Below are 25,625 nucleotides of genomic sequence, written 5' to 3' on the forward strand. Positions count from 1 at the left end.
ACCAAACACAATTCTGACAAAAATCATAACTGTGTTTCGCATAAATAACATGTAATACTATTCGCTAAAGCTCATCAATCTCCTGCCGCTGCAATAAAACTTTTGTCAGCTTTTGTTGAAAGCGGCTGCGATCCTCCGGGGTCAGAGCTTTGGGACCTTTAGTCCTTCCGCCCGCACGCCTGCGCTTTGCCTGCTCATGCCGGCGCTCCAGCAGGAAATCCATCATCTCATCATCATAGCTCTGTCCCCGGTTGGACAAACTGATTGCCCCTTTGGCCAGAGCGATTGTGGCCAGCCCGAAATCCTGCGTAATCACAATATCCCCACGCTTTACATGGTTGGAAATATAGAGATCGACGGACTGGTCGCTCCGGTCTACCTGGACGATCCGGACGCCTGCTTCCGGCTGGAGATAGTGGTCAAAGGAGGCAACCATCAGCACTGGAATTGCAAAACGGCGTGCAGTTTCCACAATTTCTTTCTTCACCGGACAGGCATCGGCATCCACTACAATTGTTGCAACCTTTGGTTCCACCTGCGCATCACCGCTATTTCTGATAAACTTCCGTACTATTATATACGATGAAAGACTAAAAAAATCCTGCCGCAAAACTCAAGCAATTCCTTTTTTGGAAGCATTTTTTTGTCGAATAAAAAATCTATTTCACATGCTCCATAATCAGGCTTGCTGTTTCCTCCACCGCGCGGTGAGAAACATCGATAACCAGACAGCCGATCCGCTTCATAATGCTTTGCGCGTACGCCAGTTCCCGTTCGATCCTCTCCGTTGTAGCATAGGAAGCATTATCCGGCAGTCCCAGCGCCTTAAGCCGCTCCTTGCGGATGATATTCAAATAATGAGTGTCAATGGTCAGCCCGATTACCTTCGTACTCGGAATCGAGAACAGTTCATCCGGCGGTTTAATCTCCGGCACAAGCGGTACGTTCGCAACCTTGAATTTGCGGTGTGCCAAATACATAGATAACGGCGTCTTGGACGTACGGGATACACCCACGAGCACAATATCCGCCTTGCGGACACCGCTTGTATCCTTGGCATCATCATACTTGACTGCAAATTCAACAGCCTCTACTTTGCGGAAATAGTCAGCATCCAGCACATGGTTGAGACCCGGCTCATGGCGTGACATGCGGCCGATGCGCTGCTCCAGGCTGCCGAGCAGCGGACCGAGCAAATCAATGGAAATGACACCCATTTCCTCACTAAGCTGCATAATACTGCTGCGCAGATGAGGAATGACAAGCGTATATAAAATAATCGCCTGCTCGCTCTTGGCCTGCTGGACAACCCGCTTCACCGTCGCTTCATCCTGAATAAATGAATAGCGGCGGATTTCGGAGTCGACAGGGTGGAATTGGGCGATGGCCGCCCGGACTACCACTTCCCCCGTATCTCCTGCCGAATCAGAAGCCACATAGATAATGACATCCCTTGATGAAGATTCACTATTCATGGCTATCCCTCCTTCGCTTCACTACCACACCAGCTTCGAGAAATCAGCAAGCTTCAAGACATCGCCGGCAATCGCAGACAACGTAGCAAGCCGGTTGCGCTTGACAGCCTCATCCTCAGCCATGACCATTACTTTGTCAAAATAAGCGGTAATCGGCTCTCTGAGCGCAGCAAGCCGGTTCAACGCTTCCTTCGCATCATCTGAGGCAATCGCTCTGGCTACACTCTCATGAGTTTGTTCCCAGGCCTTGAACAAATTATGCTCTACCTCTTCAGCAAACAGTGCAGGATCAGGTGATGATTGGTCTGCTTTTGCTGCCAGATTGCACACCCGGTTGAATGCATCCGTTACTAGCTTGAATTCATCCCTGCCTTTACCCGTTGCACTTGCAAATACAGCAGAGGCCCGTTCTACTGTGAAGCGGAGCTGTTCAAAGCCGGCAGCCATAGCCGCATCAATGACGTCATAACGGATACCATGCTCACCCAGCACATTTTTCACACGCAAAGCAAAAAAATCATATAAATCATTACGTATTTCCGAGCGTTCCCGTTTCATTCCTTTTGCTTCATGAACATCAAGCGCCAGATCGAACAAGTCGCCAAGCGGCAAATTCAGCCCGTGGGCGATAATGATCTGCACGATTCCCGCCGCTTGTCTGCGCAGCGCATAAGGGTCTTGGGAGCCAGTCGGAATAATCCCGATTGAGAAGCATCCGGCAATCGTATCCATTTTGTCTGCCAGCGATACAAGGGCTCCTGTTAATGTACCTGGAGCGGTTTCTCCGGCAAAGCGCGGCTGATAGTGTTCGAATACCCCTTTTGCCACCGCTTCACGCTCACCTGCCTTGCGGGCATAGTCTTCACCCATTACACCTTGCAGCTCTGGGAATTCATAAACCATTTGAGTTACAAGGTCAAATTTGCAAATTTCTGCTGTCCGGCTGACATCTGAAGCTGTTTGGGCGTCCACCTCAAGCTTTCGGGCGAGCGCTTCTGCCAGTGCGCGTATTCGTCTTACTTTGTCCGCTGTTGTACCCAGTTCCTCATGGTAGATAATCGTCTCCAGTTTGGCGAGCGCATCGCTGATTGGCAGCTTTTGGTCTTCCGCATAGAAAAACTTCGCATCCGACAGGCGCGCACGCAACACTTTTTCATTTCCTTTTGCCACCTGCTCGATCGATGTTCGGTTTCCATTGCGCACGGTTACGAAATAAGGCTGCAGCGCACCGGCATCATCCATAACCGGGAAGTAGCGCTGATGCTCGCGCATCGATGTGATCAGCACTTCCTGCGGAATGGCAAGGAATGAAGAATCAAATGAGCCGAACAGTACATTCGGGTACTCGACGAGGAACAATACCTCTTCCAGGAGATCCTCCTTGACTGCAATTTTCCAGCTCTTCTCTGCCGCCAGCTCATGAATCTGCTTCAGGATCAGCTCACTGCGCTCTGCTACATCTGCGATGACATGCTGCTTGCGGAGCTGCTCTACATATTCGGATGGCTGAGCTACAGAGGTCTCTGCTCCGAGAAAACGGTGGCCACGTGTAACATTGCCAGTTGCGACACCGGTAATTTCAAAAGGAATGACATCCGCTCCAAACAGTGCCACCATCCAACGGATCGGTCTGACAAAACGGAGGTCATGATTGCCCCAGCGCATGTTTTTCGGGAAGGACATTGACAAAATAATCGACTTCAGCCCTTCTGACAGCACTTCCGAAGTTGCTGTGCCGATGCTGCTCTTGTTCGCATAAATATATTCCACACCCTGAAGTTCTTTGAAGAACAATTGTTCCGGCTCAACACCCTGGCTGCGTGCAAACCCAAGCGCCGCTTTACTCCAGTTCCCCTGATCGTCAAGCGCGATTTTGCGGGAAGGACCTTTGACTTCCTCATTGATATCGCTCTGCTTTTCTTCCGCATCGCGTACCAGTACGGCAAGCCTTCTTGGTGTTGCATAGGCGCTAACCTCACCATAAGCAATTCGGGATTCCTGCAGCCATTTCTCCGTTTTCTCCTTCAGTTGGTTCATCGCGCCGCGTACAAAACGGGCCGGAACCTCCTCCAGTCCAATCTCCAGCAGTATATCCTTAGCCATGCTGTTCCACTCCTTTCTTCAGCAGCGGGAATCCCAGCCGCTCACGTTCCTCCAGATAAGTCGCCGCACATTGGCGTGCCAAATTTCTAACCCGCATAATGTAGCCGGTTCTTTCCGTTACACTTATTGCCCCTCTTGCATCCAACAGGTTGAAGGTATGGGAGCATTTCAGCACGTAATCGTAAGCCGGGAATACGAGATTATTCTCTAGCGTCTTCTTCGCTTCTTCCTCATACATATTGAACAGGGAGAACAGCATCGCTGAATCTGAAGTTTCAAACGTATATTTGGAATGTTCAAATTCTGGCTGCAGAAACACATCGCCGTAGGAGACTCCTTCAACCCATTCCAGATCGAATACATTTTCCTTGTCCTGAATGTAGGATGCCAGACGCTCCATACCGTACGTAATCTCCACAGCTACCGGAACAGCATCAATGCCGCCCACTTGCTGGAAGTAAGTAAATTGTGTGATTTCCATACCGTCCAGCCATACTTCCCATCCCAGACCCCAGGCGCCAAGCGTTGGTGATTCCCAGTTGTCTTCGACGAAACGAATATCATGATGGGCCGCATCGATTCCAAGGCGGCGCAGGCTCTCCAGATACAGTTCTTGAATGTTATCCGGTGACGGCTTCAAAATAACTTGGAATTGGTGATGCTGGTACAGACGGTTCGGGTTTTCCCCGTAGCGGCCGTCAGCGGGACGTCTCGAAGGCTCTACATAAGCTACGTTCCAAGGCTCTGGACCGATCGAACGCAGGAAGGTCATCGGGTTCATTGTACCCGCTCCCTTTTCCACATCATAAGGCTGCACAAGAATACACTTTTGCTCTGCCCAAAACTGCTGAAGCGTTAATATCATACGCTGGAAATTCATTGCTTCACTCTCCATTTGAATTTTTAAGTATGTAAGCTCCCCTAACGGGCAATAGTCAAGGGCTACCTGTAAAACGGTTTCCCAGACATTCTTCCGCAGCAGGCTTACACCTTGACAAGCTGCACATAGCGGCGTTTCACCGGCTATTGCTGCCCTGACTGGCACAGCTCTGCGATGTCAGCCTCGCACATCCTTTGCTTTCCGGCAGGCTCAAGGACAACAAAAAACTCCCGCCCCTACGTCTGCCTAAAACAGACATAGGGACGGGAGCTATTCCCGCGGTTCCACCCTACTTGGTCTCTACCAGGAATTCAAAGCCGCATAGCAGCCAAAACTCTTAAGAGACCCACTTTTTTACATGCTTCGCACTCCGGAGTACCCTTCACCGCAAGCTTGCCCGGGCTTGCACCATCCCCGGTCGCTGGTACTAGCAAGTTCCCTAACGGCTACTCTCTCCATCACAGTCCGATATTCAATAATAAAATATCATAGCCAATTTTCATTCTTCTGTCAAACAAAAGGATGCTTCTCTAATTGATCTAAAAAGGTGCGTGATTTCAGTTTCAAGCCCAAATGCGTATCCATCAGCAGCCGGATTCCTTCTTTCAATTCCTTCTTGGTCCCTTCCTTCACCTGAATATTGCCGAGTCTTCGCATATCCAGTTGCCGGAACAGTCTGAGCAGCTTATTAAAGCCTTCACCGGTAGGGAGCCTTGACGGGTCCTTAGAGAAGCAGCGATGGCACAACAGTCCGCCAAGGCGGTAGCTCAGCGCAAAGGTTCCTTCAGCCTCTCCACAGTTCACACAACCGGTTGTTTCCGGTGCATAGCCTGCGGCTTCAAGCACCTTCATTTCAAATACATGCGTAACAATCTGCGGGTCTTTGCCTTCTTCCAGGCCGGTCAGGCAAGCTTGAAGCTGCTCGTACAGGTATGAGCCTGCTTCATCATCCTGAAACGCCCTGTCTACCAGTTCTACTGCATAGGAAGCATAGGCGGCCATAAACAGATTTTCACGCAAAACATGGTGAGAGTCCAGTATCTCACCATGATTCAAAGTTCCAAGGCCAGTGCCTTTTTTGAAAAATCCGAACTCGCCCAGTGTAAACAGCTGGGCGAGCGATCCGTAGCGGCTTCTCAGTTTCTTCGCGCCGCGTATAATAATGCCCACCTTGCCGTGGGTGCTTGTGAGGACATTCACAATTTTGTTGCCCTCACCATAATCCATGCTGCGGATTACAATTCCCTGTACCCGGTACAGCAACAGTCTTCTCCTCCACCCGCCGCTTGCGACTATCCCTTTGCCCGCTTCAGAATGGATCTGTCAGGAAAATGATCCTTCATCCTCAGACAACCATTCCTCCACAGCAGCCTCTTCATGAAGTTCTGTTTCGGCATCGTGAAGCTGGCTCATCTCACGATACAGCATAAAAGCATCTACATCACCGGTTTTCATAAAATACGTCCACGACAAATTTCTCATTGATGTATTCATCCCTTCCCCTGGTCATGCTGCTCCAATGGTCATAGGATGTGAAGAAACGGCGGGTGCTATCCTCAAGAAGCAAAGGTAAAAAGAGGGCGGCATAAAAAATCGTAACTTAAAAAATGTAAAACGAAAGCGATCAATTAATCGTTTTTAAAACCAAGATCCTTCAGGACGCGATCCTGATTGCGCCAATCTTTCTTGACTTTGACCCACAGCTCCAGAAATGTCTTGGACCCCAGCAGATTTTCAATATCATGCCGTGCCAGCTTGCCCACTTCTTTAAGCAGGGCGCCTTTCTTGCCAATTACAATACCCTTCTGGGAATCGCGCTCGACATAAATTACGGCACCGATGTAGACCACTCCGTTATCCTTCACCTTCATATCCTCAATTTCAACTGCAACAGAATGAGGAATTTCCTCGCGGGTCAGATGCAAAATCTTTTCCCGGATCAACTCTGCACATACGAATTGCTCCGGATGATCTGTAATCTGATCAGCCGGATAATATTGCGGTCCTTCAGGCAAATATTGCACCAGCTGATCCAGCAGCGTCTGCACGTTATTTCCCTTGAGAGCGGATATCGGAACAATTTGGGCAAAATCATGCAATCCCTTGTACTTGGAAATAATTGGAAGAAGCTCTTCCGGATGGATCTGATCAATTTTGTTCAGACAGAGAATAATTGGCGTATTGGTCTGCTTCAATTTCTCAATAATAAACCGGTCGCCGCCGCCAAGCCCTTCTACAACGTCAACGAGAAAAAGAGCCGCGTCCACTTCCTTCAAGGCATTATCAGCTGCACGCATCATGAAGTCGCCGAGCTTGGAGGTTGGTTTGTGAATTCCCGGTGTATCCAGAAATACAATTTGTGCTCCATCGGTCGTATAGACGCCATGAATTTTGTTGCGGGTCGTTTGTGGCTTGTCCGACATAATCGCAATTTTTTGACCAATGATCTGATTGACCAGCGTTGATTTACCGACATTCGGACGACCGATAATCGCTACAAAGCCGGATTTGAATTTGTTTGTGTTGTTTGTCATCATAAAATGTATTGCTGCTCCTTTGGAAAAAGTCCGGCGGTACAAGACACACGCCTGCTCACTCATCGGACTCTTATTTATCAATAGTATTGCAGTTTCTCATGGAGAATAAAATAAAAATTTGAATAAGGGCGGTCCCAGAATTATCAGACCGATTATGATTGAAGCAATCGCGGCAATGAGCACCGCACCAGCCGCAGCATCCTTGGCTGCTTTTGCGAGCGGATGCGTATTGGGCATATGCAGATCAACCGCCTTCTCAATGGCTGTATTCACGGTCTCGAGCGCAATCACCAGCGCTGATATTAAGACGATAATCGTCCACTCCACTGCGCTAAGCCCAAGCAGGGCAGCCAGCAGAAATACCGCTGCCGCTGCCCCGATGTGAAACTTCATATGGCGCTGCGTCCGCACCGTGAATAAAATACCGCTTACCGCACAGCCCAAACTGCGCAAAAACCGGTTCATGTCCGGACCAGACCCGCTTGTTGCAGTACGGCCTCCTGCTTGCCGGTCATGACAGCCTCCGATTCATCATCCTGATGGTCATAACCAATCAAATGCAGAAACCCGTGTACAAACAGGAAACCGAGCTCACGCTCGAAGGAATGGCCGTAATCCTCGCTCTGCTGTTGGGCCTTCTCAACCGAGATTATAATATCACCCAGCATCCCCGAGAATGGATCATTCTCCTCTTCGCTCTCCACCTCAAACACAATTTCCGGTTCGTCCTCGCCCTCTTCCATCATAGCGAAGGACAAGACATCGGTCGGACGGTCAATACCTCTATATTCCTTATTCAGCCGGTGGATTTCCTCATCATCGACGAACGTCAGGGCTACCTCGCCCTCCATAATGCCTTCTGCTTCTCCTGCAATTTGCAGCACCTGCTCCAGCTTCAAGATGAATGATTCAGAAATCTCCAGCTTGTCCTGCTCATTATTCCAATCCAACCTCAAACTCATGCCGGACGCTCCTTTGATTTTACCTCTTCCGGGTATTCAATACGGGAGTGGAATATGCCAATCACTGATTCCTTCAGCGACTGGGCAATCTTGTCCAGCTCCTTCATCGTCAGATCACATTCATTAAACTGGTTATCGTCAAGCCGGCCCTTGATAATTTTGTGGATCATCGACTCAACCTGCTCCATTGTCGGGCTTCGCAAACTTCTGACGGCTGCCTCGACACAATCCGCAATCCCGACAATAGCCGCTTCTTTGGATTGGGCCTTCGGCCCCGGATAACGGAAATCATCCTCCGTGAAGTCCGGCTCCTCGCCAGCTTCCTCAGCCAGCTTTAACGCCTTGTAATAGAAAAACTTTAGAAAGGTAGTGCCATGATGCTGCTCGGCAATATCCCGAATCGGCTTGGGAATATTATGCCCTTTCAGCATTTCCACACCATCTCTGGCATGGGCGATAATAATTGACTTGCTTAGCTTAGGCTCAATCGAATCATGCGGATTCTCAATATTCGACTGGTTCTCAATAAAATAGCTCGGACGTCTCGTCTTTCCGATATCATGATAGAATGAACCGACCCGGCAAAGCAGGCCGTTGGCTCCAATCGATTCCGCTGCCGCCTCTGACAGATTGCCGACCATCACGCTGTGGTGATAGGTTCCCGGGGTCTCTGTAAGAAGCTTCCGAAGCAGCGGGTGATTCGGATTCGACAGTTCTACCAGCTTCAAAGCTGACAAAATACCAAACGTAACTTCAAAAAATGGCATCAGCCCAATAACAAGCACAGCTGTCAGCAATCCGCTCGCAAAGGAGAAACCTACGGTATACATCATCTGGCTGGAATCAATCGGCTGATTGAACAGCAGTACAGCTAATGAGGCAATTGAACCAAACAGGCTGACCATAATTCCCGCCTTCAAAATCGTGGAGCGCTGGCTGGCTCTGTGAATAGAGAAAATCGCTGCGAACGACACCACAATAAAGACAAATCCAAATTTAAAATCAAAGATTTGGCCCTGATGAACATTAAACAGGATACTGCCTACCGAAGCAAACAGAATCGAACTGATCAGCGCCAGATGGACATCCAGCAGCAATGTAATCAACATTGCGCCCATGGCGACCGGAGCAAGGAAGCCGACAAATGTCGTGCTGTTTGTTTGAATCATCGACACAATCAGCATAATGGCAATATTCAGCAGGAAGATGAGAAGCATCATAAAAATTTGGGCATTGCTGTATTTATGCTTCGCCCCACTCCATATGCCGCTTTCTGAATGCCCCATAAACTGTTGAATGACCAGTGTAAACAGCACCGACAGAATCAGCACGCCCAGATGAGGCCAATAGGTCTTTTTGCTCTGGAGCAGGCCCAGCGCCTGAAGGCGGTCATATATTTCCTGGGTAATTTTTTCACCAGAGCGGACAACCACGTCGCCTTCTTCAATGACTACCTTCGGTGTATTCTCCTGTGCCTGCACTCTGGCCTCATCCGTTGCCTGCTTGTCAGCAAACTTGTTCGGCGTAATCGCATAGCGGGCCAGCTCCTGAACGATCTCCCGCTGTGTGCGGTCTGAGAGAGCGCTGGCGTTGACCAGCTCTGCTACCTTGGTACGTGCCGTCTCTGCATCACGCAGCTGCTCATTCATCAGTTCCTTGACAATATCACGCGTTACTTTCTGCATAACTGACAGATCTTCTGCTGAAAGCTTAGGCAGCTTGTAATAGGTTTCCTCAGGAACATTATACTGCTGTTCCTTCACAACCTTGACCATCTCATCAAGCAGTGTAGCGTTATAATTATCCGTTGCTCTGTTCGTTCTTAAAAACTCATCAATATATTGGCCGTAGCGGCTTGGAATGACCGTGCGGTAAATGTCGATCTTATAGGTCTGGCTTACCTGGTCATCCTGATTAATCTGCAAAATCCGCTGATAGATTTGATCGACCAGATTTTCATTGCGCAGCGCGACAATGTTGTATGCAGTCTGAACACGGTCAGCAGCTTCCTGCTGTGCCTGCAGCCTGGCCTTCTCGTCCTCCCATTGGCGCGGTGCGCGAATGTCACGGTTACTGACTTCATTCAGCTGAATATTATAGGTTTTGGGCACAAGATGAGAGGAGAGGCTGAAATAGAAAAGCAGCAGAAACAAAAACAGCAGCAGCCAGCGAACACCAGCGCTGTGCTTCCAACCTGCTATCTGTGCGTTCGTCCGGTTTACACCCTGCTTTCGGTTCATACGGCGTGCCTTCCTCTCTATTATTGATTTTCCATATCCTTGTTATAAGCCACGATAATTTGCTGAACCAGGGAATGGCGTACCACATCTGAGTCGGTAAAGGTAATGAATCCGATTTCCTCAATATCTTTTAAAATGCGTGAAGCTTCGTTCAAGCCGGAATTTTTGCCCCGCGGCAAATCAATTTGCGTCACATCGCCTGTAATGACCATCTTGGAGCCAAACCCCAGGCGTGTCAAAAACATTTTCATTTGCTCAGGTGTCGTATTTTGCGCCTCATCAAGAATAATAAACGAATCATCGAGCGTTCTGCCCCGCATATAAGCGAGCGGAGCGACCTCAATAAGCCCTCTCTCAAACGCCTTGGCTGATTGGTCCGGCCCCATGACATCATGCAGCGCATCGTACAAAGGCCGCAAATACGGGTCTACTTTCTCTTGCAAGTCACCGGGAAGGAAACCCAGGCTCTCACCCGCTTCAACTGCTGGCCGGGTCAAAATGATGCGCTTCACGGAGCCTTCCTTGAGCGCTGCAATGGCAAGCACGACAGCCAGGTACGTCTTGCCCGTTCCTGCCGGTCCAATCCCGAATACAATATCCTTCTTGCGTATGGTCTTCACATAGTGACGCTGGCCGATCGTCTTCACCCTTACAGGCTTGCCCCGGTAGGTTGTGGTAATCTCGGCCTTGAACAAATCAAGAAGCTGTTCTGCCTGCAATGTGCGGGCCAGTTCCAGAGCATACATAATATCCCGCTCAGACGGCGAGTATCCGCCCCGGATCAGCTCCAGCAGTACGGTAAAAAGCTGTTCCAGTGATTCTACCTCGGACTCGGGTCCTGTTACTACAATCTCTGCATCTCTCGACATAATTTGCGACTGTGTCTGCTGCTCTACAAGCTTCAAATACTTGTCCTGCGGTCCGAATACCGCAAGCCCTTCCGCTGCGTTTAGCAGGGGAATTTTCACAATGTTTGTCTTCTCTGGCAAAAAGCTCATTCTCCTTGCATTTGGACTATGGCTCTTTCTTTGGCTATCGATTGTTCGACTTCAAAAAACACTTTCATATAAACTTTACCATTCTCCGTCTTTTCATGCAAAATATTTTGTTCAACAATCCGCGCATCTTTCCCTGCTTTTTCCAAAATTACTGCTTTTGCCTCCAACAATCCGGTCTGCTTGGCCTCCTCCTCCGAGAGCCGGCGCACATCCTCCCGAACCTCCATCAGCTGCTCCTTGACTCTTCCCAGCGGCAGCGTCCAATTTCGCCATGCAAGCTGATGCTGGGTCTCCACTGCCTCGTACCGCTCGAATTCCGGCTTGCCAAAGCCCCATACCTGCAGCGTCCGGTTGCCGAGGAGCAGATGCCACTTCGTCTTGGACTCTCCTGTATATACCTTTACCTTCTGATTCAGCGGAGACTCGATTTCATAGACATACCAGACAAGACCAAGCACATCGCCTTTGGCGACAACTGTCTTCGTATTCCCATCATTGCCAATAATTCCGGAAATTAAAATATCCCCTTTTTTTACTTTGCGGTTTTTCGCTACCAGCGGCTTGCCTGTCTCCGCTCTCACCTCCGTTACTACTGCATCTACGGATGCGACCAAATGGCGGGGACTGTATAGCGGCAGCGGAGGGGGTGTTGTGCTCTCCACAACCTGAATGGTAACCTTAGTCCCCTGACGGTCCACTCCGATCCAGGACACGCCCGGGAGCTTGGCCACAAGATGCTTGGAGATGTCATCCAGTTCTTTCATACGGAATGACCATTGAAAAGGATAGACCCCTTCCTCCTGCGCAGCCTGCATAATCTGATCCCTCGTCAGCTTTTCGTTCCCTTTCACCTCGATCGTCCAGACAAGCGAAGAGAGAGCGTAGAGCCCGACAAAAAACAAGAAAAGACCGGCTGCAAAAAATTTGCGCCGCTCCAGCTTGCGGAGCCAAAACGGCAGCCCGCGCCTTTCCTTGACATGTATACGGCAGCCTGTCCGTTTTAAGTGCGGACGAAGACGAAAAAAATCGCCAACCGTCACCTCGCACTCCAGCTCCCCTTGCTTCGTGCAACGGATCGCCGAGAGTCCAATCTTTTCACTGGTTGCCTCATTTACAAGCTCCTCCTGGCGCTCCCCGCGGATGGAGACTGTTACAACACCTTGTACTGTTTGCAGCCACGACAGCTTCATTTGGTTCCCTCCCCTTGTCCATGCAACTGAATGTGGTCAATTTGTCCTTCGATGAATACTTCCTCGGTCCATATCGCGCGGATGACGAGCTCGCTGCCGCCAACCTCCAATTCGCCCTTGCTTAGAGCCAATCGAAGCTTGTCACTTGAAAACTGGAGCACGCCTCTATGATTTTCAATATACAACTGGCGGTTTCCGATCATTGTCATGCGAGGCAGGTCAAATACAACGTCCTGGGGCACATCAAGAAGATCGGCTGTTAACTTCCGGATTTTGCGGCTGATGCTGCGCATAGCAGATGAAGTCCCCCCTCCTGTACTTTACAAAATTATGCAAGGGGCAGAGAAAATATGAAGGAAATCTAGATGCAAAAGCTATTGTGAACAAGCTTTCGCTGTGCAGGGGATGAAGAATTTTATTTGCCTGATTTATATAAGAGGAACATTTTGCAGAGTCTTCACTGCCTCTGCCGGGATCAATAATAAACAAAAAAACGGCTGCGTCCTCAAGCAAGGACACAACCGTTTTTGTTAAAATTTTCGATTTAACTGCCATGATACCGGCAATTTATCTGTGGCGGCGACGCTTTGCTCTTGGCGGACCAAGAATCTCCGCCCAGACAATAGCTCTTCGCATCTCTTCCTCGCGCGGCAGACCCGCCCCCGGCTCTGCCAGCTGATAGCCGGGCTTGGCTGAATGCGCGCTCTGTTTCCGCGGCAGTCCGCTATCTGGTCGTCTGCTGGACGCCCTCTGTCCCTCCCTGAGGCGGGCAGACTCCTGAAGACGGTGCTCCAGGGCCGTGCGCTCAGGCTGGACGGCAGAAGATGCCGCAGGCTGCTCAGGTATCCAATCCTGCTCCTCTGAGCGGTCAAACCTGTTCGGGTAAGGCCTGGACCGGTCAGCATGAGTCTCGTGAGTGCGCTGCTCCGCTGAGCGGTCAGGCTGCTGCTCGAGCGGCCTTCCCTGATTAGCCTGCTTGCCGCCTCCAAAGGGCGGCATACCGGCTTTCTTGTTCTTGTTGCCGAACATGGAGATCAGAAAGCCGAGTATAATAATTGCGACGAACGGATTATTGATAATAAATTTAAGCAAGGTTTCCATAAGAACCACCTAGCATTTATCGAATTTTTTCATCGTCGGAGGAGTCATCCGTCTTGCCAATGGAGCCTCTCATTTGCGTATCAGCCTCGATATTCTTCATATTCAGGTAATCCATAACGCCCAGCTTGCCGCTCTTCAGAGCTTCAGCCATTGCAAGAGGCACCTGGGACTCGGATTCCACAACACGCGCTCTCATTTCTACGACGCGCGCCTTCATCTCCTGCTCTTGGGCTACCGCCATTGCACGGCGTTCCTCGGCCTTCGCCTGGGCAATAATTTTATCCGCTTCCGCCTGCTCAGTTTGCAGGTTCGCACCGATATTTTTACCTACGTCGACATCCGCGATATCAATGGACAAAATCTCAAACGCAGTTCCGGCATCCAGGCCTTTGTCCAGCACGGTACGGGAGATCAGATCCGGATTTTCCAGAACTTCCTTGTGAGACTTGGAGGAACCGTTCGTACTAACGATACCTTCACCTACACGGGCAATAATGGTTTCTTCCCCGGCACCACCGACAAGGCGGTCGATATTCGCGCGGACGGTAACCCGTGCACGGACCTTTACTTCAATACCATCCTTGGCTACAGCGGAAACGACAGGCGTTTCAATAACTTTCGGGTTAACGCTCATTTGTACGGCTTGCAGTACATCACGGCCTGCCAGGTCAATGGCGGCAGCGCGTGTGAACTCCAGCTGAATGTTTGCTCTTTGTGCTGCAATCAGTGCGTTAACGACACGGTCGACATTACCGCCTGCCAGGTAGTGGCTTTCAAGCTGATTAATGTTCAGGCCCAGTCCGGCTTTCGTTGCCTTAATCAGCGGGTTAACGATACGTGCAGGCGCAACGCGGCGCAGTCTCATGGCAACCAGTGTAATAATCCCGACGCGCACGCCGGAAGCGATCGCCGAGATCCACAGCATGAGCGGGAAAAAATTGAGGAAAATAATTAAAAATACTAATACGATAACACCAATGACCAGATACATAATTGTCGGATCCAAGATAAAACCCCTCCAGTTATATTTGATTACACAACTTCACTTACAACGACTCTTGTTCCTTCCACCTTAACAACTTTAACCTGTTTGCCGGAGGAGATAAACTCGCCCGAGGTTACGACATCGACCCGCTCCCCTGCAATTTCAACCGTACCGGAAGGTCTTAGCGGTGTCAAGGCTATTCCTTCCAATCCCTGGAGCAGAATCTTGGATTCAGCAGGTGTGAAACCCTCCTCTGCGGTAAGCGATTCTTTCAAGATAAATTTGTTCCAGATACCCCGTTTCTTGAAAAAATAACCGAAAAGTGCAACCACTACAATAGCTGCAATGACGGCGATTCCAAGTGAACTAAGCGTTGCTCCAGTATCATACGAAGCCATTACAATTCCTCCCACAAGCGAACCGATGCCGAGAAGGCCCAGCATACCGAAGCTCGGAACAAACAGCTCCAGAACGAGCAGCCCAATCCCGACTATAAACAGCACGGCTGTCTCCATTCCTGCAAAGCCCGCTATATAGTGTCCAAAAAAATACAGCCCGAACGATAAAAGTCCGATAATGCCCGGAGCTCCAAAGCCGGGTACAAAAAGCTCCATCGCAATGCCGGCGATACCCAGAATAAGCAGTATGGTGCTCAAACCGGGAGCGGTTACAAAGCGGGCCACATTCTCAGCCAGACTTGGCTTGAACTCGATAACGTTGCGTTCATCAAGCTTGAGCCATTTAATCGCCGATTCCACAGAATCCGAGATATGCTCAGCGTAGCCCGCCTTAAGGGCTTCTTCTGCCGAGAGCGTCACGACTTGTCCTTTGGTGAAGGTCTTGCCCAGCTCTTCAACTTTGACTTCTGAATACGGATCTGCCATTTTCATTGCTATCTCCGGATTTCGCCCGCTGCTTTCCGCGGCTGAACGCATTGCGCCCACCCAAGCGGACACCACCTTCGGATCGTCGATCAGATTGCCGCTGCCGTCTACAACGGCGGCTGCCCCCATCGTGCTTCCCGGATGCATAATAATCTGCTTGGCATTAAGTGCAATGAAAGCGCCGGCCGAGATCGCCCGATTTTGTACATAAGCGGTCGTGGGGACTTTGCTCGAGCGGATCAAATCACCGATATCATCGGCATTCTTCACTTTCCCTCCCAATGTATCCACGACAAGTATAACCATTTCTGCATTTGCCTTCTCAGCTTCTGTATAGGCCCGTTCCAAAAATGACTGTAAGCCCGAGCCAATTGTTTGCTTCACCGGAACTACAAAGACTGCAGTCCCATGGGATGCCGGAGCAGACATCTGAACAGATGATGAAGCGGCTGCAACCGTCAGAGCAGGAAGCCCTAGTATCATCGGCAGCAGCAAAGTGAGCAGCAGTATCCTGAACAATTTTCTTTGTTGGATTGCCACAGTCACATCCCTCCCTTGATGTTAGTGCAGATCAGCGGCGGCTTGCCCACGCATCAGGCCTGCTGACTTAAGTGCTTATACTTTTATTATACGGCATAAACAGGGTTACGTTTCACTCTGTTCCACCCCTTGGAGCAAACAGGTTAGTTTTGCAGGCGCGAACACTTTTCCTGTTTGACGAAATTAGCCGTTATTCGAATAAAAAGCTTACGCTTTCATTTTCAAAGTTCATCACATTCCCGCTCTATAAGAAAAGGCCTATCTCCGGTGTGTAGAACGTATTCTACCCAACGGGACAGGCCTTTTCAAATCGCATGGATCTATTGCAGAAATTGCTGTACAAGCTGATTTACTAGTTTACCGTCAGCACGCCCTTTGACCTTAGGCATCAGGGCGGTCATGACTTTTCCCATCTCGGCCTTCGAAGAAGCACCGGTTTCCTGGATGGTCTGCTGTACAATCACTTTGATTTCTTCTTCGGTTAGCTGCTTGGGCAGGTAAACACTAATAATATCTATTTCTGCGGCGAGATTAGTCGCTAAATCATCGCGGCCGGCATTCTTAAATTCTTGGAGGGAATCTTTACGTTGCTTGATTTCACGACTTAGGATATCAAGCACTTCGTTATCGTCAAGCGGTCTCTTCAAATCAATTTCTTGATTTTTCACAGATGCTCTGACCATCCGAATGGTGGAGAGTTTAAATTTGTCTTGACTCTTCATCGCTTGCTTCATATCATCGTTCAATCGATCGCTCAGGTTCATTATGGAAGGATCCTCCTAAAACTTTCTTTTGCGCGCAGCCTCGGACTTCTTCTTACGTTTAACGCTCGGCTTCTCGTAGTGCTTGCGCTTTTTGACCTCGGCCAAAACGCCGTCCTTAGCGATGGAGCGCTTGAAGCGACGAAGTGCAGCATCAATTGTTTCATTTTTACGAACTTTAGTTTCAGACACCAGTTTTCCCTCCCTCCAAAACAGACCGTCCAGAACCATTCACGGTTTATCAAACTACATTATATGTCAAAACGAAAGCAGGTGTCAACTCACGTTCTCATTTAATAATGGACCGAGCTTTTTACCGCCCAAAAGATGGAAATGCAAATGGAATACAATTTGCCCACTGTCCTTGTTGCAGTTGTTGATCAGACGGTATCCGGACTCGGCAATCCCAAGCTGGGCGGCAATCTGGCGCGCAGCAGCAAAAATTTCCGCCATTACGGCATCATCCTCTTCCGTCACGTCATTCATGGTCGGAATATGTTTCTTCGGAATAATTAGCACATGCTCAGGTGCGGCCGGCTGGATGTCATAAAAGGCCAGTACCTTATCATTTTCAAATACTTTTTTGGAGGGTATCTGGCCCTCTATGATTTTACAGAACAGGCAATCCATCATTTTACAGCTCCTTTTCAAATTGGAATTCTCCTCTTAAGCATGAGAACACTGCACCTCTGCTTACACCTCGCTAACCCGCAAAGGCAAGCCCATGGACAATCTGCAAATACGAGGCCGTGCAGAGCACCGGCAATAGAAAGAAAACACCTGCGTAATCCTTAGTTCACAGTCAGCTTGTCCGGCTCATTAAGCAGCAGCAGAATGCCGTAGGCCATGTCGACCCAGCCTTCCCCATTCTCTGTCCGCAGCGCATTTTCCTTGCTCAGCTCATCATGAGGGAAGCTTGACAGCCTGGAGGCGATCTCCGTATACAACCCCTTCATTTTGGCCACATACGCCGTTTCCCCGGCAGTCAGGGTGCTGTCGTGGATACCGATCAAGCTCAGGGACGCCTCAACTTCGGCAATAAAAGTCTCTGCCGTACGCTTCTGCTCCTTATGCTCGCCCTTATGCCTTGCCAGTGCTTCCTTGATGAGACGGGAAAGCCCTTCCGCATGCTCAAAGGCAAATCCGATATCCTGCTTGGCCCCGATCCGGTCGGTCACGCTCGTTCCCTTCTCTAGCCGCTCCAGCGACGCCAGCAGCGCCTCCGCATGTTCCCTGGCATCCCATGCCGACTGTATAATCCGTTCGCCCGCTTCCATGCGGAATGTTTGGCTGTTTTGAATTTTGGTCGAATACAGCGCTACATTCCCCATCAGACTGAAAACGAACAGCACAAGGACAACGGGAGTAAACCATGACCGCTTCACAGCGGGTTGTTCGTTCATCCGCTAGTCATTCCTTTCTGCCAGCCCGCTCTACTAAAGTTACCCGGCCGGCTGTTATATGAACCTGTCATTCAAAATTGTAATCGAATGCTCTGTGCGCCGTCAAAGAAGAAAATGTAGCATTCATCAATTTTCCGGTCCAATATCGCCGCTATCGCCTTCGCGTACATCTCAAGCTGAAAGCGGTGCCGCTCAGCGGTCTCTTCCCATCTCCCGTTAAAGATGCGGTCGCTCTTGTAATCCAGAAGCACCAGACCCTGGTCATCCTCAAAGAGACAGTCGATTACACCTTGAATGAGCACAGGGTCTTCATCCAGCTCAGCCCCGGCGGCTTCATACAGCTCACGCGCAGGCTCACTGTAAGTAAAAGGGACCTCGCGGCGCACCCAGCGGGCTTGCATCAGTCTCTTGGCAAGGTCGCTTTTGAAAAAATTCAGAATGGCAGCCCGGTCAATGATCTCAAGCTGCCGTTCGGTAATCAGCTCACGGGTGCGCATATGCCTGATTGACTCTTCCAGCACTGTCTCATCCATTGCCGCATTGAGCGGGAGATGCTGCATCACCAGGTGGTTGAGCGTGCCCTGCTCGGCCCCGCTCACTGCCTTCTGCTCCATAAACCGCGGACGGCGCAGACGGAAGCTGGCAGAGGGCAGCTCTGTCTCCTCAGCGGAACCCTTAAGGTCAGGTCCAATGCCGCGCGAATAGCTGTATGCGTCCTCCTGTTGCTCCAGCGCACTGTATAAGCGCTTGATCTCGGTAACCGAAGTTTTTGCAGCCAGCACAGCCGCTTCTGCATGCGGGTACTGCCAAGAAAGCGAGGCAAGGGCCTCCTCTGCAGCAGGCGAAGGCTCAATATTTGTTATTGTGTGTGCGAGCATAACTGCTTCGCGCCTTCGGCTCCGCTCCTCATCCGCCCATGGATCGGCAGCCGCAGCTGCAGCGGCCTCTGCCGCCAGCAGAACAGCCGGCGTAATAGAGAAACGCCAACCGGTCAACCCGGGTGCCTCCGTGCTGGCGGTCATGAAATGCTGCAGCGCCAGCTCCTGATCCTCCGCTCCTTGCATGGCAAGCGGGAGCAGCCAGTCCAGATAGCGCCTTGCGGCAGCGAGCGAATAGTCAGGCGGCCCGCCTTCCCCGGCAGCCGCCTGAAGGCGGTCAAGCTGCTTCTGGGCATCGGTGGCTGTGCCTACCAGATAAAGCTTCTCCTTGGGGCGGGTTAATGCCACATAAAGCACACGCAGCTCCTCTGCCAGCATCTCCATTCTCATTTTTTTGCGGATGGCCAGGTAAGGCAGGCTCGGGTAGCCGACGCGCAGCTCCCTGTCCACTACCCGCGGGCCAAAGCCCAGTTCCTTGTGCATCAGAAAGGAACCATTCAAATCCTGCAAATTAAACATTTTGCCCAGTCCGGCCACGAACACAACCGGGAATTCCAGCCCTTTGCTCTTGTGAATGGACATGATGCGGACGACGTCTTCCTGCTCCCCCAGCGCGCGTGCCGTTCCCAGGTCGCCGCCGCTCTCCCGCATCCGGTCGATAAAGCGGAGGAAGCGGAACAGGCCCCGGAATGAAGTCTCCTCATACTGTCTGGCCCGGTCGTGGAGCGCCCGCAAATTAGCCTGCCGCTGGACGCCTCCGGGCAGCCCCCCTACCAGATCGTAATATCCGGTTTCCCGGTAGATTTTCCACAGCAAATCCGTCAATGAGCCTTGTCTGGCATCCTCTCTCCATCTGCCGAGACAGGTGATGAACCGGGACAGCTTTTCCCTGATCGGCTCAGGCAGAAGCAGATCATCAGCAGCCTGAAGCACCGCATCGTAGTAAGCTCCACGACCGGCCTGAATACGGACAATCGCCAGTTCCTCGGCATCAAGTCCAAATAGCGGGGAACGAAGAGCGCCTGCCAGCGGAATATCCTGGTACGGATTGTCAATTACCCGCAACAGGGAGAGCATCACTTCAATTTCTGTCGCTTCAAAATAGCCGCTGTTCAGTTCAGCATAAGCAGGAATACCCGCCGCCTGCAATTCTTCGATCAGGACAGGCGCCCATTGCTGAGTCGCCCTCAGCAAAATAACAATGTCCCGCCACTGCATCCGCCGGCTCTGCTTCCGCTTGCCGTCATAAACCGCGAGCCGGTCCGCCTCCATTTCTCCATCCATCAATTTGCGGATCTGCAGCGCAATCCATCTGGCCTCCAATTGGGCGGTCTGAAGCTCTGCCGCTTCCTCGCGGGCATTGGACGCACTGAACGATGCATCGTCACCATCGGATGCCTCATCACCCGTCTCCTCCGTCTCAGGGAGCACTGCGCCTCCCCGGTCAAGCAGCGTCAGCTCAACAGCGTAAGGACTGGAGACGCCTGTTAATCCGGATAACGGATAGGACGCTCCGCAAATCAGTTCTGCGCTCTTGTCATAATCCATCTCGGCAACCTTTTCCCGCATAAGAGAGCGGAATACATCATTGACCCCGTCCACTACTTCCTGACGGCTGCGAAAGTTGCGCGCCAAATCAATGCGCAGTCCTCCATTGTCCGTCCCGGAGAATGTCTTGTACTTGTAAAGAAACAAGTTCGGCTCCGCCAGACGAAAGCGGTAGATGCTCTGCTTCACATCTCCAACCATGAAACGGTTGCCTGGCGCAGGCTTGGCCAGCAGGGCAACAATCGCCTCCTGTACCATATTCGTATCCTGATACTCATCCAGCAATATCTCGTCGAACTGCCCGCGGTATTCCAGCGCTGCCGCAGATGGCATCGCCTGTTCAGGCGCAGATGCAGGATCGCGAAGTATCCTCAGGCAGTAATGCTCCAGATCGCCGAAATCCAGCAGGCTCCGCTTTCGCTTGGCCTGCTCATAGGCGTTCCCGAAATCGATGACCAGCCGGGACAGCTCCTTCATTTGGGGGGCGAGCCGGAGCAGCTCTTCACCGAATTCCCCGGGCTGCCTCGCAAACAACTCCCCTTTCGTATCCGAAATGAGTTCCTTAACCTGCTCGCGCAGCCCCTTGACCTGCTCCTGAAGCTGCTTGTCATAACTGTCGCCGCGCAGTGCCTTCAGCTTGCCGAACTGGGCGAGCTGGAAGGAGGCCTGCCAGCTGTGCCAAGGCAGCTCATGCACATCGCGGAGCAAGCCTTCCAGGAGCGTCAAATCATCGGCAAGCACTGGCGCATACGCGTCCGGCCCCCCTGGCATATTTGCCAGCCGGATTGCCTGACGAAGCATGGCGCAGGCTCCTTCCAACTGCAGGCGGATATCCTTGACCAGGCTGTCCACCCACACAGTCCCTGCCAGCTCCTCCGGGCTTGCAAGGCGGAACTGTGCAGCCGTCTCTTCCAGCCAGTGATCCGGCCAAGGATGGCTGCGCGAGAAGTCGTACAGCTCCAGAACAAGCCTATACAGCGGATCATCGCTGCGCTCGCCGCCAAAGTCATCTGCAAGACGAATGAAAGGATCGTCCGGCTTCGCCTCCCCGTAACGCTTCTCGAACAGCTCGTCCAGCACTTCCATCCGCAACAGTTCCGCCTCGGTTGTATTAGCGATTCGAAAGCCCGGATCAAGTCCGATCAGCGGGTAATACCGGCGGATGACGTCCATACAAAAGGAGTGAACGGTTGTAATCGCAGCCCGGTTAAGCAGCGCTAACTGCCGCCTCAGATGGTCAGAGCCGGGATCGCGTTCAAGGGCTTTCTCCAGCGCCAGACGAATGCGCTCCTTCATTTCGGCAGCAGCTGCTTTCGTGAAGGTGGCTACAAGCAGCCGGTCCACATCGGTGTCGCTGGAGATTTTGCGGATAATCCGCTCTACCAGCACCGCTGTCTTGCCGGATCCGGCCGCTGCAGCAACCAGAATGTCCTGCCCTTGCGCAACAATTGCATGCCACTGCTCGTCCGTCCATGTGCTGCCGGCAGGCTTCTCCACATTAATGGCCTGTTCCATATGGCTGCTCTCCTTCCTCTGTTGTATAATCATCCGTCTCAGGCCCCGCCAGAGCCTGCCAGACGCTCTCTTTGGAACGCTTGGCCAGTCTGACATAAGCATTGCCCTCAAAGAGCGGGTCAAACTGGCAGACCGGCTTGTAGGCACAATGCGTACATGGTGACTTGCTGCCCATCTTGTAAGGTGCTATCGCTACTTCTCCCTGCGTAATGCGCTTGCCGATTTTGCCAATCGTCCGGCGGACGGACCGTCTAAGCACCTTCCACTCGCCATCATTCACGACTGAAGAGCCGCTGTAAAACCCTCCATCCCTCTTCAATGCAACCGGCAGAAGATCGGAATATCCGCTATCCAGCCCACCATCCATCAGCTTGACCGCATCGCCATCGGCAAGGAGCAGCCCCTTGAGCTTGAACCGCTTGAGCAGCTGCTTTCGTGCTTCCTGCTCTTCCAGCCGGTTGGCAGAGGCAAGCAACGGGTTGTGCACATGAAAATAAAGCACACCGGCAGGCTTTGCTTCACGTCCCAGCCATTGTGGCGCATGTGTAAGCAGTACATCCAGATAGGCGAGCATTTGCAGGCTGAGCCCGTAGGCGACCTCCTCCAGCCTCAGAGCGGTCGAGGAGGACTTGTAGTCCAGCACACGCAGAAGAAGCCCTTCTGACGTCTCTGCGGCATCTACACGGTCAATTCTTCCCACTAGCTCGAGCTGCCTGTTGCCGTCAATCGGCAGGACAAGCGAAGGAAGCTCTCCCTCTCCGCCAAATCCAAGCTCCAGACCAACCGGCATGAACTGTGCCCTGCGCGCGTGTTCCCCCAGCACAATTGCAGCCTGGGCCACAATTTCCGTAAGCTTGCGGGAAATATATTGAAATCTGCTGCTGCTCGTCAAGATATCCGATTGCAGTCTTGGCGCCAGCTCCCCGACCGCAGCTGAGGCCTGCCGGCGGATTTCTCCTTCCGGGGCACTGCCCCACTGCTCGCCAAGCTCTCCGGCCAGCTTGCTAAGCGCAGCATGGAAGAGCTGACCGATATCAGGCGCGCCCAGTCTGTGCAGCTTGCGTTCGCGCAAACGAAGACCGTGAATGGCAAAGTGCTGGAACGGGCAGGAGACGAATCGCTCCAGCCGGGATACACTCGCCTGCAGCCTTTCCCCATAAAGCTCTGCAGCGGTCCGCATCGACAGCGGCGGTTCCTCGTTCGTATATTCAAGTGATGCCAATAGCCTCTTGAGAGTGCTATTCCACCCTGGATGGGCGGCAAACCAGTTATAAATATGCCACCAGCCCTCGTCAATGGCTTGTCCCTGCTGCCAAAAACGCAGCTGTGCGATCAGATAGGACAAGGCGCGCTGCGGGAGCGCAGCAAATTCAAGCTGTTCCTCCGGCAGTTGTCCGGCATGCGGCTCCGCCGCTTCCATCCGGGCCTCCAGGCCGGGAAACATCTGAATCAGGTAATGGACGATTTCCGAAGGCAGCAGACTCTTGCCCTCTTCATCCGAAAGGGCATAGCTGATCCAAAGATGACGGCTCGGTCTCGTAAGCGCGTGATAGATCAGAAAGCGCTCGTCAAGCAGTCTCCGGCGCGCGCCAGGAGCCATCCGGATGCCGCTCTCCGCCAGTCGTTCCCGCTCCTGGTCTGTGAGCAGACCGTCTTCTTTTATCCGCATCGGCATAATGCCGTCATTCGCACCCAATACATAACAGACCTTGATATCATCAGAATGCGTCCGGTCCAGACTTCCGATCAGCACCTGGTCAAGGGATGGCGGAATCGAGCCGATCCGCAGGCTTTCCAGACCGGCCTCCAGCATACCGCCGAACAGCTCGGCAGTCATCTTTTCCTCACCCGTCAGTTCGACAAGCTGATCGAGCAGGTTCATAACACCATCCCAGAGCTGTCTGTGCTGCCTGGCGAGCATCAGATCTCCCCGCATTGTATCGCGGCTGCTCCACTGCTCCAGCCGGTCCGCTGCACCGGTATCCTCCAGCAATTTGTATACTGCCCTGCACATCTCCTGCACGCTCACGGCTCTTTTCAGAGCCCTGTCGAATTTTCGCAGCGGTCCCGCAACAGCATCACGGCTCTTGATAATCTCCTGAAATGCAGCCTGTTCTGCCACGCCAGGCGTGCTGGCAGAGCCCTCCAGTGAATCCTGTACAAGCGGCTTCCACCAGTTCGCATCGGCCCACTTGCGGCTGCCGTCGATACCTCTTGCCAGAACATAATTTTCCAGCCGGTCCAGCGCTTCACGGGTCAGATGCCCGCCAGCAGGCAGCAGCAGCTCGGTCTTGATACACCGGAATACCGCTTCATACCTCCATCCCTGGTTCACCGTCTCAATCGCAGAACGAATAAATTCGGTCAGCGGATGCTGCAGCGCCTTATCCTTGCGGTCAAGGAAGTGCGGGATTCCGAAATCCTCGAATACTGCAGTAATATAATCATTGTATAAGGCTCCTTCCCGCACCATGATCATACAATCTCGCCATCGAAGCCCTTCTGCCCGCACTCTCGCAGTCAAATCTCTCGCCGCAGCCTCTACCTCTGCGCGACGGCTGACGGCGGCATGCAGTGAAACCTCCTCCAGCTCTCCCTTGCGCCTTCCATCCGCACGAGAGCTTGCCAGCATCGCAGTACGGTACTGGTAATGCCTCTCAAGATGAGCGAGCGCCGGACGTCCGGCGAACCGGGCAGGCGGATTAGCATCAAGCAGCAGCCGCTCTTCAACCTCGGCGCCCAATTGCTCGGCCAGCCCGATCAGTTGCATACAGGTCTGCGCGGATGAATAGAACATGTCCAGCTCATGCGGCTTATCACCGGGAAGGTACAGCCTGTCCAAATTCAGCGTGACTGTCACACCCGCTGTATGCCTGATAAGCTCGCCGATGGCCTCCAGCTCCTTGGGCGTAAAGCTTGTGTACCCGTCAATCCATACCTCGGCTCCGTTGAGCAGTTCTGCTTCCCCGCTCCCCTTGGACAGCCAGCTCAAGTAATCTTCCGAATCGACATACTTGCCCGCCAGCTCTGTTTCCAGACTGCTATATATATGCTGCAAATCATGAAGCTTTCGGTCCAGCAGGCTGCTTCCCAAGCCCTGGGCGGCAAGTTCCCCCTGCTGTGCTGCTGCTCCATGAGATACCGAATCTGCGGTAATCCCGTACCGCTTCCACTCCGTCAGCAGCTCACCCAGCTTTTCAATAAAGCCATGCTGCTCCGCCGCACCCTGAAACAGTTGAAGCCGTTCTCCCAAATGATGGACGATTTTATAAAGCAGCATATTTTTTCCGTTTTCCGTAATCGGCGTCAGCGCCGTTCCCCCGAACTCCTGCATAACACGAAAGGCCAGCCGCCGGAAGCTCAGTACCTGCGCGCGAATCGTCCCTTTTACACCGGCCTTCCCGATCAATGTATATTCAGTCTGAAATGTGGCCTGCTCGGGGACAAGCAGGATGAGGGGAGCCCCGCCCGGGCTGTCCTGCAGCCGCCCTCTGATTTCGTTCATGCAAAAGTTTGTCTTCCCTGTACCTGATCGTCCAAGCACAATGCGGAGCGGCATCGCCATTCCTCCCGTTCCAAATTGATATGTGAATCATTTTAACATACAGCTTGCCGATTTTCACGT

The 25,625-nt window shown here is 52.0% G+C and carries 22 protein-coding genes; all 22 read right to left on the bottom strand.

Annotation, left to right across the window (positions count from 1 at the left end; translation table 11 throughout):
* Window positions 1-64: 64 nt before the first annotated feature.
* Window positions 65-535 carry a YaiI/YqxD family protein gene (locus H583_RS0117780; protein WP_245585930.1) on the bottom strand — a complete coding sequence of 157 codons (471 nt, stop codon included), beginning with the start codon at window positions 533-535 and terminating at the stop codon, window positions 65-67.
* Between the two features lie 124 nt (window positions 536-659).
* The gene (locus tag H583_RS0117785) at window positions 660-1,475 is read right to left on the bottom strand and encodes a pyruvate, water dikinase regulatory protein (protein WP_028561652.1); all 816 of its coding nucleotides are present in this window, start codon (window positions 1,473-1,475) and stop codon (window positions 660-662) included.
* 21 nt (window positions 1,476-1,496) lie between these two features.
* Window positions 1,497-3,578, bottom strand: coding sequence for a glycine--tRNA ligase subunit beta (gene glyS, locus H583_RS0117790; protein ID WP_028561653.1), 2,082 nt, complete (start codon window positions 3,576-3,578; stop codon window positions 1,497-1,499).
* Window positions 3,571-4,458 carry a glycine--tRNA ligase subunit alpha gene (glyQ, locus tag H583_RS0117795; RefSeq protein ID WP_028561654.1) on the bottom strand — a complete coding sequence of 296 codons (888 nt, stop codon included), beginning with the start codon at window positions 4,456-4,458 and terminating at the stop codon, window positions 3,571-3,573. Before glyQ ends, glyS begins: the two co-directional genes overlap by 8 nt.
* Window positions 4,459-4,968: 510 nt before the next feature.
* Window positions 4,969-5,721: a DNA repair protein RecO gene (recO, locus tag H583_RS0117800; protein WP_028561655.1), complete on the bottom strand. Its 753-nt coding sequence runs from the start codon at window positions 5,719-5,721 to the stop codon at window positions 4,969-4,971.
* Window positions 5,722-5,781: 60 nt separating this feature from the next.
* Entirely contained in the window at window positions 5,782-5,940 is a 159-nt protein-coding gene (locus H583_RS36175; RefSeq protein WP_154665908.1) for a YqzL family protein, read from the bottom strand.
* A 146-nt stretch (window positions 5,941-6,086) separates the two neighbouring features.
* A complete protein-coding gene (era, locus tag H583_RS0117810; RefSeq protein ID WP_245585931.1) occupies window positions 6,087-6,995 on the bottom strand; it encodes a GTPase Era in 909 nt (302 codons plus the stop codon).
* 96 nt (window positions 6,996-7,091) lie between these two features.
* On the bottom strand, window positions 7,092-7,460 hold the full coding sequence (locus H583_RS0117815) for a diacylglycerol kinase family protein (RefSeq protein WP_028561657.1): 369 nt from the start codon (window positions 7,458-7,460) through the stop codon (window positions 7,092-7,094).
* The gene (ybeY, locus tag H583_RS0117820; RefSeq protein WP_028561658.1) at window positions 7,457-7,957 is read right to left on the bottom strand and encodes an rRNA maturation RNase YbeY; all 501 of its coding nucleotides are present in this window, start codon (window positions 7,955-7,957) and stop codon (window positions 7,457-7,459) included. Before ybeY ends, H583_RS0117815 begins: the two co-directional genes overlap by 4 nt.
* Window positions 7,954-10,197 (bottom strand): HD family phosphohydrolase, encoded by a 2,244-nt coding sequence (locus tag H583_RS0117825; protein ID WP_028561659.1) that lies wholly within the window; start codon window positions 10,195-10,197, stop codon window positions 7,954-7,956. The genes ybeY and H583_RS0117825 overlap by 4 nt, the downstream gene beginning before the upstream one ends.
* A 20-nt stretch (window positions 10,198-10,217) precedes the next feature.
* Window positions 10,218-11,195, bottom strand: a complete 978-nt coding sequence (locus H583_RS0117830) for a PhoH family protein (protein ID WP_036709909.1) — start codon at window positions 11,193-11,195, stop codon at window positions 10,218-10,220.
* Window positions 11,192-12,385: a sporulation protein YqfD gene (gene yqfD / locus H583_RS0117835; protein WP_028561661.1), complete on the bottom strand. Its 1,194-nt coding sequence runs from the start codon at window positions 12,383-12,385 to the stop codon at window positions 11,192-11,194. The genes H583_RS0117830 and yqfD overlap by 4 nt, the downstream gene beginning before the upstream one ends.
* Window positions 12,382-12,678, bottom strand: a complete 297-nt coding sequence (yqfC, locus tag H583_RS0117840) for a sporulation protein YqfC (protein WP_028561662.1) — start codon at window positions 12,676-12,678, stop codon at window positions 12,382-12,384. The genes yqfD and yqfC overlap by 4 nt, the downstream gene beginning before the upstream one ends.
* A 274-nt stretch (window positions 12,679-12,952) precedes the next feature.
* Complete coding sequence (locus tag H583_RS0117845; protein ID WP_028561663.1) at window positions 12,953-13,486, bottom strand: hypothetical protein; 534 nt, start codon at window positions 13,484-13,486, stop codon at window positions 12,953-12,955.
* A gap of 16 nt (window positions 13,487-13,502) precedes the next feature.
* Entirely contained in the window at window positions 13,503-14,477 is a 975-nt protein-coding gene (floA, locus tag H583_RS0117850) for a flotillin-like protein FloA (RefSeq protein WP_281170134.1), read from the bottom strand.
* A 41-nt stretch (window positions 14,478-14,518) separates the two neighbouring features.
* Window positions 14,519-15,895 (bottom strand): NfeD family protein, encoded by a 1,377-nt coding sequence (locus H583_RS0117855; protein ID WP_036709914.1) that lies wholly within the window; start codon window positions 15,893-15,895, stop codon window positions 14,519-14,521.
* A 320-nt stretch (window positions 15,896-16,215) separates the two neighbouring features.
* Window positions 16,216-16,659, bottom strand: coding sequence for a GatB/YqeY domain-containing protein (locus H583_RS0117860; protein WP_028561666.1), 444 nt, complete (start codon window positions 16,657-16,659; stop codon window positions 16,216-16,218).
* 15 nt (window positions 16,660-16,674) lie between these two features.
* Window positions 16,675-16,848 carry a 30S ribosomal protein S21 gene (rpsU, locus tag H583_RS0117865; protein ID WP_005547957.1) on the bottom strand — a complete coding sequence of 58 codons (174 nt, stop codon included), beginning with the start codon at window positions 16,846-16,848 and terminating at the stop codon, window positions 16,675-16,677.
* 84 nt (window positions 16,849-16,932) lie between these two features.
* Window positions 16,933-17,286: a histidine triad nucleotide-binding protein gene (locus H583_RS0117870; RefSeq protein WP_028561667.1), complete on the bottom strand. Its 354-nt coding sequence runs from the start codon at window positions 17,284-17,286 to the stop codon at window positions 16,933-16,935.
* Between the two features lie 161 nt (window positions 17,287-17,447).
* A complete protein-coding gene (locus tag H583_RS0117875; protein WP_028561668.1) occupies window positions 17,448-18,059 on the bottom strand; it encodes a hypothetical protein in 612 nt (203 codons plus the stop codon).
* Window positions 18,060-18,130: 71 nt separating this feature from the next.
* Complete coding sequence (gene addA, locus H583_RS0117880; RefSeq protein ID WP_028561669.1) at window positions 18,131-22,000, bottom strand: helicase-exonuclease AddAB subunit AddA; 3,870 nt, start codon at window positions 21,998-22,000, stop codon at window positions 18,131-18,133.
* On the bottom strand, window positions 21,984-25,559 hold the full coding sequence (gene addB / locus H583_RS0117885; RefSeq protein ID WP_028561670.1) for a helicase-exonuclease AddAB subunit AddB: 3,576 nt from the start codon (window positions 25,557-25,559) through the stop codon (window positions 21,984-21,986). Before addB ends, addA begins: the two co-directional genes overlap by 17 nt.
* Window positions 25,560-25,625 lie beyond the last annotated feature (66 nt).

The sequence above is a fragment of the Paenibacillus pinihumi DSM 23905 = JCM 16419 genome, assembly GCF_000422505.1.
Classification (GTDB): domain Bacteria; phylum Bacillota; class Bacilli; order Paenibacillales; family Paenibacillaceae; genus Paenibacillus_D; species Paenibacillus_D pinihumi.